The 15,392-nt window shown below is 50.8% G+C and carries 2 protein-coding genes; both read right to left on the reverse strand.

Translation table 11 applies throughout. From position 1 onward, the window contains the following. Positions 1–14 precede the first annotated feature (14 nt). Positions 15–7,664 carry a non-ribosomal peptide synthetase gene (locus J6600_RS09415; protein WP_209388310.1) on the reverse strand — a complete coding sequence of 2,550 codons (7,650 nt, stop codon included), beginning with the start codon at positions 7,662–7,664 and terminating at the stop codon, positions 15–17. 15 nt (positions 7,665–7,679) lie between these two features. Further along, positions 7,680–15,371 carry a non-ribosomal peptide synthetase gene (locus J6600_RS09420; protein ID WP_209387319.1) on the reverse strand — a complete coding sequence of 2,564 codons (7,692 nt, stop codon included), beginning with the start codon at positions 15,369–15,371 and terminating at the stop codon, positions 7,680–7,682. Positions 15,372–15,392: the final 21 nt, after the last annotated feature.

The raw sequence follows: 15,392 nt of genomic DNA on the forward strand, positions 1-15,392 counted from the left end.
CCCGTCGCCTTTTTCTACAGTTCCTCGACAAAACTCGCTATGCTGTCCAAATCATCAGATGTTAACGTTTTGCTGCTAAAATCACTAACGGTTTTTTCTGATTCCTCTTTGCCGGTGCAGTGCGCCATAATATCACGCAAATATTGCTGTAAAGTTTGCAGCAGCTGTTCCATCGTTTCTTTGGAGAAGCGGCTCGGCGGATAGCTCAAACTGAAGTGAAGTTTATGTTGTGCGGCCATCGCGCTCATTTCCACCGCTTGTTCCCGCTGCCATGTCGGCGTGATGTCGTGCCCGCTCGCGAGACCGGACAGACTGAACGTGTGCTGATCTTCTGTATCATTGAATTGCCCTAAATAGTTAAAGCTGATTTCAGGCGCTTGTCTGAAGCGGATTGTTTTTTGTTCAGGCGGTGTCATGTATTTTAAAATGCCGTAGCCTATTCCTTTATCCGGTATTCTTCCGAGTGTGTCTTTGACCGTTTTTACCGCCGTTCCAAGCTCAGCGCCTGCTGTGTTCAAGTCAATGAGCACCGGATACATGGAGGTAAACCAGCCTACGGTGCGGCTGATGTCGAGCTCCGGCATGATGTGCTCTCTCCCGTGCCCTTCCATCGCGATGCACAGTCTGCCGCCCCCTGTCCAGTCCCGTAAAGCCAAAGCTGCGGCAGTCAGAAGAATATCTTGCGTATCGGTATGGTAGGCCCGGTTGACCTGCTGAAGCAAAACGGACGTTTCTTCTTCTGTAAGCGTAAAGCTTACCGTTTGCCGAATGCTGTCGGCTCCCGTCTGATGCTGCGGTTTTTCATAAGGAAGTTCGGCGGCTGTTTCTTCTTCAATAAAACGCCAATATTCTTCTTCACGCATCAGCTTGCTGCTTTTTGCGTATTCCGAAAGCCTTACGGCGTATTGTTTAAACGAATCGGTCTTTGGCGGAAGCTGGACCGGCTGACCTTTTACGGCTTGAGTGTAAGCGGCAGATAAATCCTCCAGCAGAATACGCCATGACACTCCGTCAACCGCCAGGTGATGTACGGTGATGAATAAATAATCCCCGGACCGGGTTTTGAACCAGCCGGCTTTTAATAACGGCCCTTTTTCAATATCCATCCGCTGTTGGAGCGCAGCCACTTCAGTTTCTATTTCTCTTTCCCAAGTATCTGTCTCAGACATATCCCAAATGTCCAAGGTGTACAGTTCAGCTTTTTGAATACCGTGATTGATTTGTCTGAAACTTTCGTTTTCTGCACTGACGGTGATCCGGAGTGCATCATGATGAATGACAAGATGCTCCAAGGCTTCTTTGAGCGGCTGTTTATGCAATGCGTCAGAGCTGAACATCATGACGGACTGATTGAAATGATTTCTGTTTTCCATCCGCTGTGATAAAAACCAGTGCTGAACGGGTGTCCAAGGTATGTCTCCTTCCACCGGCCGCTGATCGATGACTCTTTCCGCTTTCCGGATAAAAGGCGCGAGTTCCTTAATGGACGGGTGCCGGAATAAGTCACTTGCCGTCATTTTCCACCCATAGCGTCCGAGCCGTGCGGAAACTTGCAGCGCTTTGATTGAATCGCCGCCCAATTCAAAAAATGAGTCCTCAATCCCGACTTGTTTTGTGCCGAGCACTTCCTGCCAGATCACGGAAAGCTGTTCTTCAAGCTCATTGCGGGGAGCTGTGTACGCGGTTTGAAGCGTAAGCTCCGGTTCGGGCAGATTTTTCCGATCCAATTTACCGTTCGGCGTAAGCGGCAGCTTCTCAAGTTCCATCATATAAGCCGGAACCATGTAATTCGGCAGTTGCTGAGAAAGTGAAGAACGCACTTTTTCTGTATCCATGTCCGCCTGCAGACTCATATATGCGATCAGTTCTTTATTGCCGGACTGCCCGGTTCTGACTGACACGGCAGCTTCTTTCACACCGTCCAGGCTCCTCAGTGCGGCTTCAATCTCTCCCAGCTCGACCCGATAACCGCGGATTTTCACTTGATCATCCATCCGCCCGGCATATTCGATCGTTCCGTCCGGCAGCCAGCGGGCTAAATCTCCGGTGCGGTACATCCGTTCTCCGGGAACAAAAGGATTAGGGACAAATTTTTCTTCCGTCAGCTCAGGGCGGCCGAAATATCCTCTTGCCACACCGTCTCCCCCCGTGCACAATTCGCCGATGACGCCGATCGGCTGCGGTGTTCCCCTGCTGTTTATGATATATGCGGTTGAATTTCCGACAGGGCGCCCGATCGGGATTGAATGATCGTATGATTGTTCAATCAAAAAGCAAGTCGAGAACGTCGTGTTTTCAGTCGGTCCGTATCCATTCCATACTGAGAGATGCGGCAGCGCATTCCGAACCCGGTTTACATGGCTCGGGGACAGTGCTTCCCCGCCGATAATCAATCGGGATAATCCGGAAAACACGTCTTTATTTTGTTCTGATAAATGGTTGAACAGAGACGATGTCAGCCACAGTGTCGTAATGCCGTTTTGCTGTATAAATGTTTCCAGAACATCAGAATCGAGATAGGTTTCCTGGTCACTTACATATAAAGAAGCGCCGTTTAAAAGCGGACCGAATATTTCAAATGTCGTAACGTCAAATCCTAATGATGAAGTAAACAACAGTCTGTCTTCCGGCGTAAAATCAATATAATTGCTGTTTTTCACAAGGCGGATCACGCTTCGCTGTTCAATCATGACGCCTTTTGGCGCACCTGTTGACCCGGACGTATAAATCATGTAGGCCAACGATTCAGGTCCGCCGAGCGGTTCGGGATTTTCCGAACTCAAGCCGGCCTTTGTTTGAATATCCTCTATGAATAAACGTTTTCCTGAAAGCGGCAGACCGTCAAGTTTATCAGATTGGAGAAGAATATCAGCTTTACAGTCTTTAAGCATCCATTCAGCCCGTTCCCGCGGCACATCGTCACCGATAGGCAAGTAGGCGCCTCCCGCTTTTAATATTCCGAGGATTCCGGAAGCAAGCTCTGTTGTGCGGCCGGTTAATAAGGCGACAACGCTTTCCGGACCGACGCCATTTGATCGGAGAGCCGCCGCTATTCTGTTAGCCCGTTCGTTCAGCTCACGGTATGTCAAGATTTGTCCATCATATACAACTGCCCGGGCATCGGGGGTTTCTTTTGCCTGACGCTCAAATAAACGGCTGATGGGTTCGTGTCTTGGGTAATCGCTTTTCGTCTGATTAAACTGATAAATGACGCGATTTGTTTCAGCATCATCCAGTACATGAATGTCACCAAGCGGTATCGCTTGGTTTTCAATTACTTTTGTAAGAATACGGGTAAAATAAGAAAGCCATTTTTCAATTGTCTGTTTTTGATAGATATCTGTATTGAATTCAAAATCAAAGCTGATGGAACCGTCAGACCCTTCTGACGCGTAAAGCGTGGCATCAAACTTTGCGGTTTTATGACTTGTATCCGCAGCTTGAGCCAAATGCAGCTTATTTAACCCCAGGGATTCACGCTCCATATTTTGGAGCACAAACATAACGTCAAACAGCGGATTGCGGCTCATGTCCCGCTGCACGCCGAGCCGCTCCACAAGCTCTTCAAACGGGTAGTCCTGATGCTCATACGCCTCAAGCGCCGCCTGGCGGACTTCCGCCAAGTAATCGGTAAACCGTTTGTCTCCTTTCGGCTCCGTTCTGATGGCCAGCGTGTTGACGAACATGCCGAGAATCGGTTCAAGGTCTTTGTGCGGACGCCCGGCAATCGGCGAGCCGACGATGATGTCTTCCTGCCCGCTCAATCGCGCGAGTAACGTATTGTACGCGGCGAGAAGCACCATATACAAAGTGGAGCCGTGATCCCGGGCGATGCGGTGAAGGCCGGATGCCGTTTCAGCGTCAAGCGTGCACGATACGCTGCCGCCCGCAAAGCTTCTGACAGCCGGACGGGGCTTGTCAGCCGGAAGCTCAAGCACCGGAAGCTCTCCTTCTAGCCGCTTCAGCCAGTAGGCTTCCTGCTTCTGGTATCCTTCTTTCTCCTGAAACGACCGCTGCCAGACGGCATAGTCTTTATATTGAAGGCGCATCGGCGCAAGCGAACGGCCTGCGTACAGCTCGCCGAATTCTTTAATCAAGGTGTTGACGGACACACCGTCAGAAATAATATGATGCATATCCGTTAATAAAAGATGACGTTCGTCTGATTCTTTCACGAGGGCCGCACGGAAGAGCGGCGCTTCCTCCAGACAAAACGGCCGGACGAATGCGTCAGCTGACTCGGCCTCATCGAGCTGAAACGGCACGCTGTCATGGATGCGCTGCACCGGTTCGCCGTCAGGCCCCGTTTCAAAGGACGTTCTGAGCGACTCATGCCGCTCCACAAGCTGCCGGAACGTCTCCTCCAGCCGGCCGCGGTCAAGCGGGCCCGTCAGTTCCAGCACAGCCGGCATATTGTAGCCGACACCGCCGTCTTCAAGCTGCTGGAGCACATACATCCGTTTCTGCGCCGAAGACACCGGGTAGGTGTCTTGTGTTTTCGCAGGCTGAATCGCTTCATACGGGCTCTCTTCCAAGTCCTGAATGACCGAAGCGAGCTCTTCCACCGTCGGCCGGGCGAAGATGTCCTGTAACGGCACCTGAACACCGAATTCTTTGGCGATGCGGGAGACGAGAGCCGTCGCTTTTAACGAATGGCCGCCCCGCTCAAAAAAGTGATCCCGGATGCCGACGGGGCCGTTTTTCAGCACCTCTTCCCAGAGGGCGCAAAGCTTCATTTCCGTGACGTTCCGCGGGGCGGTGTACGCCTGTCTGTCTGCCGCTCCGTCGGGAGCCGGCAGCGCGCGGCGGTCAAGCTTTCCGCTCGGCGTGACCGGCCACTCGGTCATCTTTATGAACTGAGCCGGCATCATGTAGGCCGGAAGGCGTGTCGCAAGCTCCGCCCGCACGTCATCGCTTTCCCGTCCTTCGATATAGGCGTAAAGCGCGGTTTCGCCGTGTTCGGTCCGGGCGGTGACCGTCGCCTCACGAATGCCGTCGATGCGCCGGATCGCCGCTTCGATTTCTCCCGGTTCAATCCGGTAGCCGCGGACTTTCACCTGTCCGTCTGAACGCCCGAGCCATTCAACAAGGCCGTCTTCTGTCCAGCGTGCGATATCGCCCGTCTGATACATGCGTTCTCCCGGATAAAACGGATCATCGAGAAAGCGCTCCTCCGTCAGCTCAGGCCGGTTCAGATAGCCCCGGGCCACCCCTGTCCCTGCGATGTACAGCTCTCCTGCCACACCCGCAGGCTGAATGGTTCCTCCGCTATCTAATACATACAGACGGGCACCAGGAACGGGTTTTCCGATCGGAAGCCGCGTCCGTCCGCTGTCCCGTTTTCGGTCACAGACGTAAAACGCCGCATCAACCGTCGCTTCTGTCGGTCCATAGCCGTGAATAAGCATGGTCTCCGGCAACAGATCGGCAAACCGGGCAGCCGTAAGCGGGGAAAGAGCTTCCCCTCCGGCAAACACGCGTGTCAGTGTTCTGCCGAGGCGTGTTCTTGTTTCCTCAGGCTCTGTTTCCAGCGCATCTAAAAAGCTGTTGACCATCGCCGGAATAAAATGCGCGGTCGTCACCTTTTCAGAAGAAAAAGCTTCAATCATCCGCACAGGATCTTTCTCCCATCCGGCAGGAAGCAGATACACGGAGGCGCCGGACATCGTCCACCAAAACAATTGCCAGATGGAGGCGTCGAAAGAAAAGGATGATTTCAGCACGATAATATCCTCTTCCGTTAACGGAAACTGCCCTTGCATCCCTGATAAAAAGGCGGCGGCTTGACGGTGTTCAACAGCTACTCCCTTCGGTGTTCCCGTCGAACCGGACGTATAAATGATATAAGCGAGCGAATCGGCATCCGCTTCTTCAGAGACAGCCCCTGTCTCCGTCTCACTTGTCAGAGAAGAAAGAGACACTTCTAGCGTTTCTCCGGAAAAACCGGAAACGGATAATCCCGGCTGTGCAAGCAGGAGGCAGGCGCCGCAGTCCTCGAGCATATAGCGCAGCCTGTCCTCAGGATAGTCAGGGTCAAGCGGCACGTAGGCGCCGCCCGCTTTTAACACGGCAAGCACTGAAACCACCATCTCCGGCGAGCGTTCAGCGAGTACGCCGACCATGCTTTCTTTGCGGACGCCCTTTTGGCGGAGCCGAACAGCGAGCCTGTCTGTGTACTGGTCGAGCTCAGCGTACGTCAGCATGCCGCCCGGACAACGGAGCGCCGGACGATGCGGCGAAAGCGCGGCGCGGCGGGTAAACAATCCGTGAAGCGTCGGGGCCGGCGGTTCAGCCGTTTCTGTACGGTTAAACGCATCCAGCATATTTCTGGCTTCACACGCATCCAGCAATGCGATCTCGGAGGCGCTCATTTCAGGGTCGGAAATGACTGACTTCATCATATGCCGTAAAAATGTTTCAATATTCTTCATAAAAACACGATCGTATATACCGGTATCAAAGTTTAAGCGGATATAAAGAGAACTTCCCGGAATCACCTTTATGCTGCATCCGTAGTTTGTGACTTCCTCCATCGTGAAATCTTCTACCGCAAAATCAAATGAACCGGCCTGACTCACATTTTCAATTTCACCCTGGGCCGGCACATTTTCAAACACGATAATGTGGTCAAACAGCGCTTGCTTCAGAGGGCTTTGCGCCTGAATGTCATACAGCGGATAATAGCTGTACGCTTCTGCTTGCAGCGTCTCCTGCTGCAAATGCCCGACGAGCTCCAGAAAAGAAAATGAACCGCTTTTCACCCGCACGGGAATCGTATTAATAAACAGTCCCACCATTTTTTCCACGCCTGCGAGATCCGACGGCCGGCCGGAAACGACTGAACCGAAAACGGCGTCATCACAGCGGCTGACACGCTGCAGCAAAATGCCCCACAGTGCCTGGAACACTGTATTCAGCGTTGCTCCCGCCCTTGCCGCAATGTTCTTCAGCTCATTTGTCTGCTCTTCAGAAATGGTGAAAACCGCCTGCTCAAGTTCGCCATTTGGTTCCGCGGATTTTTTCGGAAGAGACGCCGATTGCTCAAGATCGGCAAGTCTCGTTTTCCAAAAAATCTCGGCTTCTTTACGATCCTGCTTCATGAGCCATTTAATATACTTTCCATATGGCTGAACAGGCTCGAGAGACGGAAGCCGTCCGTCTCCGAGAGATTGATAGATCATCAGAAATTCCTTCATGACAATTCCGAAGCACCAGCCGTCCATGACGATATGATGATGGCTCCATATACAAACATAGCGTTCGGGCGCTTTTTTCAAAATGGAGACTCTCATGAGAGGGTCTGATTGCAAATCAAAGCCTTTATCTTTATCTTCTTTTCTGAACCGGTCGGCATATTTGTCTTGTGCCTTCTCGTCCAAATGAGAAATATCATGAAACTGAACGCGGCTCGGCCTGTTTTTCAACACGACTTGGCGGGGCTTCGCCACATTCTTATGAATAAATGTCGTACGGAAAATATCGTATCGTTCAAAAACAGCATCTAAACTTTTTTGGAATCGTTCCCGGTCAAGCTGTCCGTTGATCGTAAACACCGCTTGTTCGAAGTAGGCTCTTGAGTCATGATCCAACAGAGAATGAAAAAGCATGCCCTCCTGCATAAAAGATAAAGGATATATATCTTGTATTTCCGGTTGCTGCCCCATTGCGCCACTCCTTTTCTATAGTTTGTTGACGGCTCCCATAATGTCACTCAGATCTTCCAGCGTTAACTCCTCGTCACTGAAATCAGCGGCGCTCCATTCACGCTCCTCTTTGCCTGTGCAATGCGTGATGATCTGCTTGAGAAAGGCATGAAAATGTCCCGTCAAAACTTCAATCGTTTCTTTTTGATACTGAAAACGGTTGTACACAACATGCATGCTGAGACATTCCGACGATACGGAGCCGCTGATATCAAGTGTGTACGGACGTTCCCAGTCCGGGCTGACTTCATTTCCCGCTTTTACGGGAGAAACACCAAAGCCGCTGGAACGGATCTCCCTGTCAAACTGCCCCAGATAGTTAAAACTGATTTCAGGAGAATCAGATTCAGTTTCTTCCCAGAGTTTGCTTATATATTTCAGCACCCCGTATCCCGCTCCTTTATGCGGAATGCGGCGCATCATGTCTTTTGTCCGTTTAATGTGATAGCCGAGCCGCTCGCCGTCATCAGCCTGATCTTGAAAACTTGCGTCAACCAATACCGGATAAATTGACGTAAACCAGCCGATGGTTCTGCTGATATCAAGATGTTCCAAGTGCTCTTCCCTTCCGTGGCCTTCCATGCTGATTTTGAATGTCTCGTTTCCGGTCCATCTGTTCAGCGCAAGGCTTAACGCGGCAAGCAATAATTCGCCCGTCTCTGTTGTGTATGCTCTGTTTGCTTCCGTTAACAGCTGCTCAGTCTCCTGTTTTGTCAATGTAACGGTCATCACATCTGTATCTTTCAGAAGATTGGAAGAGATGCGGGCATCTTTCGGAAGCGGTTTGACCGCCGCTTTTTCTCTTTCGGACCAGTAGTCTGCTTCCTGTAACAGCCGGCGGCTTTTTGCATAATCAGAGATTTGCTTCGCGTAAGTCTGATAGGAATCGGTTTTTGCCGGAAGCGCGGTTTCTTTTCCTTCGAGCGCCTGCCTGTAGCACGCGGTGAGATCCTCAAATAAAATCCGCCATGATACACCGTCAATGACAAGGTGATGAATGGAAAGCAGCAGATGATCGCCATCATTAGCGTGAAATAATCCGACAGCTACGAGCGGCCCCGTCTCCAGCCGAATGGAAGTTTGAATACGGGCGGCCGCCTGTTCGATTGCGGCGTGCTCCTCTTGTAATGACCCTTTCCCTCTCACGTCATACGTTTCAAACGTAAAAAGTTCTTCTTCAGAAAGGTTTTCCGCTCTGTTATATTGAATCACCGATCCGTTTTGCGTGCCGCATATCATCCGTAATGCGTCATGATGAACCGCGAGCTGTGCCAGCGCCTTTCTCATGGCGATTTCATTGATTCTGTCCGAACTGCGGAGCATAACGGACTGATTAAAATGATCGTGCGGCAATGATTGCGACAAGAACCAGTGCTGGATCGGCGTCAGCGGCACGTCTCCCGTGACGGGAGCCTGATCAATCACGCGGTGGACTTTCCGAAGCCGCATCGATACTTCTCCCAGTGTCTGATGCTCGAACAGCTCGCGAACGGTCGTTTCATAGCCCTGCTGTTTCAGCCTCGCACATACTTGCAGCGCTTTAATCGAATCCCCGCCGAGATGGAAGAAATGAGCATTGGGACCGAGGCCTTCAACACCTAAGAGTTCTTCCCAAATGTCAGCCATCATTTCTTCAGTTTCATTTCTCAGGCTGATATCATCTCCAAGGCTATCATTTAATTCAGGCTGCGGGAGCGCCTTCTCGTCCAGCTTCCCATTCGCCGTCAAAGGCAGTTCATCAAGCTCTATCAAGCGGGCGGGAATCATATATTCCGGCAGAAAAGCTCTGAGAGAGGCCTGAATCTCTGCTTCTTTTATCTTTTCGTTTCCGTGTAAGACCGCGTATGCGTAAATGGAGTGCTGACCGTGCTGATCAGCACGTGTGATCACGGCGGCCTCTTTCACGAAGGAAAGCTCCTGCAGCGCTGATTTAATTTCTCCCAGCTCAATTCTGTGGCCTCTGACTTTTACTTGCGCATCTTTCCGCCCGACATATTCCAGCTCGCCATTTGAGAGCCTTTTGGCGATATCGCCCGTCCGGTAGAGCCGCATGCCGTGCGGATTCGTGATGAAACGGGAGGCGGTTAAATCATCCCTGTTTACATACCCCCTCGCGACGCCTTCCCCGCCGATATAAAGCTCACCGGGAATTCCGATCGGCTGCGGATTCATATAAGCGTCCATGACAAAAGCATGAAGGGTTTCCAACGGTCTGCCGATATTGCTTTTGTTTCTCTCAATATCATCCATATTCAGTTTTTTGCATGTGACGTGAACCGTGGTTTCCGTAATACCGTACATATTAACAAGCTCCGTCTCCGGGTACTTCTCTTTCCAGCTTTTCAGCATGCCGGGCTGAAGCGCCTCTCCGCCGAAAATGACATATCGAAGCTTCAGCTTGTCCGTATGCCCGGCTTCTTCATGAATGAGTCCGGAAAAAGCCGTCGGCGTTTGGTTCAGCACCGTTACGCCTTCACTTTGCAGCAGCTGCCGGTACAAATGCGGATCACGGGCTGTGTCTTTCGGCACGATGACTACCTTTCCGCCGTATAAGAGCGCGCCGAATATTTCCCAGACAGAAAAATCAAAGCAATAGGAATGGAACAGCGTCCAGACGTCTTCAGAGCCGAAATCAAACGGCAGTCCTTTATGTGTGATAAGGCTGATGACATTGCGGTGTTCCGTCATAACGCCTTTCGGTTTTCCGGTTGTGCCCGATGTGTAAATCACGTAAGCCGGCTGTTCAGGCGTTATCATTTCTTTCGTTCTGTCTGCTGAAACGGATTCAGGCTTATCGATGTATAATACCGGCAGCTCGTCCATTCCGGATATCCCAAGACCCGATTGCGTCAACAGAGCACGCGCGCCGCTGTCAGTCAGCATAAATGAAATCCGCTCGTCCGGATAGTCAGGATCAATCGGCAGATAAGCTCCTCCTGCTTTTAAAATACCGAGAATCCCAATCAGCATATCCGGAGATCGTTCGGTCATAATTCCGACAATCTGTCCGGAGCGGATGCCGTTTTCCGACAGCATATCGGCGATTCGATCCGCCTTATCATTGAGCTCGCGGTAGGTGAGACGCTCATCAGACATGACGGCTGCAATTTGATCCGGCATTTTTTCCGCCTGTGCTTCAAATAAACTGACGATCGTTTCATGCCTCGGATACTCCGCCGTTTGATTTTCCGCTTGAAGAAGCATCTGCCGCTCGTTTATGCCCAGCAAATGAATGTCAGACAGCTTCCGCTCATCATGCGATGCGATTTGTCCTAAAAGCTCTTTAAAATGACCGGCCCACCGTTCGATCGTACCTTTTTCAAACAACGCGGTACTGTATTCAAAATGAAAATCCAGTGAGCCATCCGGCCGTTCCTCGGCATGAAGCGTCAAGTCGAATTTTGAAATGTCATGTTTCACTGCATGTGAAGAAACGGCTAAGCCCGGAAGGTTCACTTCGAAATCATCACTGTTTTGCAAAACGAGCATGGCATCAAACAGCGGATTGCGATTGACTTCCCGGTGTGTATCAAGCTTTTGGGCAAGTTCTTCAAACGGGAAGTCCTGATGTTCGGCCGCGCCGAGGGCGAGCATTTTCACCTCTTCTAAATAAGCGCGGAATGTCTTATCCCCTTTCGGCCTGCTTCTCATTGCCACGGTATTTACAAACATGCCGATGACCCCGTCAAGCTCAGCGCGGCTTCTGCCGGCCGCAGGTGAACCGACGACAATGTCTTCCTGCCCGCTCAATTTAGAAAGGAACAAGGAGTAGCTTGCCAAAAGAATCATATACAGCGTCGAACCCGTCTCATCCATGAGCCGGCGTAAATTCTCCGCCGTTTCCTTTTGAAGGCGCGTTCGAACAACGGACCCGCTGAAATCAGGAAGCTGCGGGCGCTTTTTATCGAGCGGCAGATCAAGTACGGGAATGTTTTCCCCGATCGTCTCCAGCCAATAACGCTCATGTCTTTTGAATTCTTCAGCGGCAAACCGCTCATGCTGCCAGACGGAAAAATCTTTGTATTGGAGTTTTAACGGCCGCAACTCTTTTCCTCTGTATAAATCCGTCAATTCTTGAATCAGAACGCTCATTGACACACCGTCTGCGATAAGATGATGCATATCAAGCAGCAGAAAATGACGTTCTTCAGTGACTTTGGCTAAAGTCACTCTCAAAAGCGGCGCTTTTTCCACGTCAAACGGTTTGACGAAAGTTTCCATCACCTCTTGAAGAAGGTTCCCGGATGGCATGTGAATCTCTGTGAGGTCAAGATCGACATGTGCATGTATGTGCTGCATCGGCTCCCCGTTTCGTAAAACAAATGATGTGCGTAACGCTTCATGCCTTTGTAACAGCGCTGAAAAGGCTTCGTGCAGACGATCCCGGTTGAGTCTGCCGCTCAGTTCCAGACAAGCGGGCATATGATAGCCCGTGCTGTCCGCCGCAAGCTGGTGAAGGGCATAGAGCCTTTTTTGCGCAAAAGATAGCGGGTACAAGTCCTTTGCCACAGCAGGCGTGATTTCTGCATATTCTCCTCTTTTCCTCTGTTCAAGGAAGCGGGCCATGCTCTCGATTGTCGGATGTTCAAAAACATGGCGGACGGCAAGCTCAATTTGCAGCCGTTTATGTATGTTTGAAACAAGCGACGCGGCTTTCAGCGACTGTCCGCCGATTTGGAAGAAATCATCTCTCATACTGATGTGTTCCCGTTTCAGCACTTCTTGCCAAATAGACAGCAGCTCAGTCTCAAGCATTGTGCGCGGAGCTTGATAATCACCGGTTCTCCCGGCTTCTTTCGGCTCAGGAAGTGCGGCCCGATCAAGTTTTCCGCTCACAGACAGCGGCATCTCCGTTAATTTGGTAAAGCTTCCCGGTATCATATAAGCAGGTAATCTCCCGGCCAATTCGGCATGAGGGTCAAATGTCACACCCGCGTTTTCCAGCACGACATAAGCTGCAAGCTCCTGTTCCCCGTCCGCCGTTTTGCGCACGGTGACTGCCGCCTCTTTTACCCCGGACAGACTTCTGAGTGCCGTTTCGATTTCTCCTAATTCAATTCTGTAACCTCTTACCTTCACCTGATCGTCAAAGCGTCCCATATATTCAATCGTTCCATCCGGTAAAAATCGGGCTGCATCTCCCGTTCTGTACAGCCGTTCACCTTCACGAAACGGATGAGGGGTAAAGACTTTGTCCGTCAGCTCTTTTTGCTGAAAATATCCGTCCGCCAGACCTTTTCCGGAAATACACAGTTCACCGACGGCTCCGACCGGCTGCAGCCGATCTCCGTGCATCATATAGACAGAAGTGTTGGCGATCGGGCGTCCGATCGTAATCCGGCTGCTTTTTTGCAGATTACGCAGAATCGTCGTGGCTACACTGTTTTCCGTCGGACCGTATTCATTCAGCAGCTCGGCATTCGGGCATATGCCGCGGCTCGCTTCCACGATATCAGGAGTGGCCGCTTCCCCGGCAAATGTCACCGCCCGAAGCGTCTGCGCATCCTTTTTCGTCAGCGAATCAAGCAGAACGCGATACAGAGACGGAACGATCAGAAGATAGCTCACCCCGTGGCGGGTGATTTTCTGTTTTATTGAAAGGACGTCTTTCGCATCATCTTCATCAGTTAACAATACACAGGCGCCTGACAGAAGCGGAGTGAAAAGACTCGTTAATGACCCGTCAAATACGTATGAAAAAAGATGAAGCGCTACGTCCCCTTCTGTCATCCCGTATTCTTCACGCCGCCATTGCAATGTATTGCTGATCGCTTTGTGTTGTACAAGCACCCCTTTCGGCCGGCCTGTCGTTCCGGAGGTGTAAATGACATACGCCCAATTTCCGCTGTCAGATACCGGCGGAAGCGGTGCGGTCTGCTGGGAAACCGTTTCCTCCATGATGACGACGCTGCCCTTGAAATGCGGCGGAATGAGGGGGAGCAGGTCTTTTTCAGTCACGAGCAGTGAGGCTTCACTGTCTCTCAGTAAAAATGAAATCCGTTCAGGCGGAAATTCCGCATCAATCGGCATATAGGCGCTGCCCGACTTCCAAATTCCGAGCAGAGCGGCAACCGTACTCATTGATCGGCGCAGCATAACAGCGGTGATCTGGTCGGGGCGTGCGCCTTTTTCCTTTAACGCATGCGCAATCTGATTCGCCCGCTGATTTAATTTCTTGTAGCTCCAGCTTACCCCGTTATATCTCAACGCCTCTTGGTCAGGCGTTTTTGCCGCCTGTTCTTCAAACAGCCCATGAACGGTTGTCTCAGGGTACGGACGGTTCGTTTCGTTAAACGAATGAATCAAGGCTTCTTCCTCCGGAGGCACGAGACTGATGCTTGATAAAAGCCTGTCCGGATCTTCCGTTACACAGGAGATGACCTCCAGAATATGCCCTTTGATCCGTTTCATGTCTTCCCGATCGTAGATGCCCGCATTGTAGCTGAATTTCACATAAAACTCTTCTCCCGGAACGATGACGACGTTAAGATCGTAATTGGTTTCTTCCGCCATCGAAAAGTTTTCAAGTGAGAGCGCACTGCTTTCCGTTTGCTGCCAGCCGTTTACCGCAGTCTGCATTTGAACCGGATAATTCTCAAAGACCAGGATGTGATTCAAGAGATCTTTTTGCAGGCCGCTCTCGTTTTGGATGTCATACAGCGGATAATAGCTGTGCTCTTCCGCAGCGAGTGACTCTTGTTGCACCTTTTTGAGAAGAGAAGAAAAAGTCATATCCCCAGCCGCGCGCACCCTTACCGGCACGGTATTGATAAACAGCCCGGCCATGGATTCGATGCCGGCGATAGCTGACGGCCTGCCGGAAACAACTGAACCGAATACCGCATCTTCAGTGCCGTTGTAACGGTGGAGAAGCAGTCCCCAAATGCTCGTAAATAAAGTATTCAGCGTGACCCCGGTGCTTCGGGCAATGTCTGTCAGCTTTTGCACGGTTTCAGACTCAAGGGAAAATTGAAAATGCTCAGATGCATAACCGTTTTGCGCCGGCTTATTCTTCGTTTGCGGAACGGAAACGACTTCTCCGTAATCTTCCAAGCAGCGCGACCAGAACGCTGACGTTTCTTCTTTATTCCGGCTTCGGAGCCATTTGATATAAGAGCTGTAAGGAGCCGGACTGCCGAGGTTTACAGGCCGCCCGTTTCGGATTGCATAATACATGCTGAAGAAATCTTTCAGTACAATACCCAAGCTCCAGCCGTCCATCATAATGTGATGATGAGTCCAAACGCATGTATGGCGGTTTTCTCCTGTTTGAAAAAGAGTCAGGCGCATTAAGGGGCCTTTTTGCAGATCGAACCCCTTATGCCGGTCGGTTTCCTTGAATTTGTCAATGATGCTTTGCTGCCGTTCTTCCGAATAGTCTGAAATGTTCTCAGTCTGTACGGCTGTGTCACGGCGTGAAAGGACAACCTGCTGCGGACCTTCAAGGTCAGGCACTTCTTTTATGAAAATCGTTCTGAAAATATCATAGCGGCTGACAAGCATATCCAGACTTTTTTGGAATGTATCAATGCATAAATCCCCGCTGACTGTAAACGAAATCTGCTCGACATATGCGTTTGATCCGGAATCCAGAAGCGAATGAAACAGCATGCCTTCCTGCATATATGATAAAGGGTAAATATCTTGAATTTCTGTCGCTTGTGTCACGAATGCCACACACCTTTTTAT

The sequence above is a fragment of the Bacillus sp. LJBV19 genome, from assembly GCF_017797845.1.
Lineage (GTDB): Bacteria > Bacillota > Bacilli > Bacillales > Bacillaceae > Bacillus > Bacillus velezensis.

Coding starts and splice junctions, on each gene's coding strand:
- J6600_RS09415 (WP_209388310.1), bottom strand. CDS start 7,664: ATGGGGCAGCAACCGGAAATACAAGATATATATCCTTTATCTTTTATG.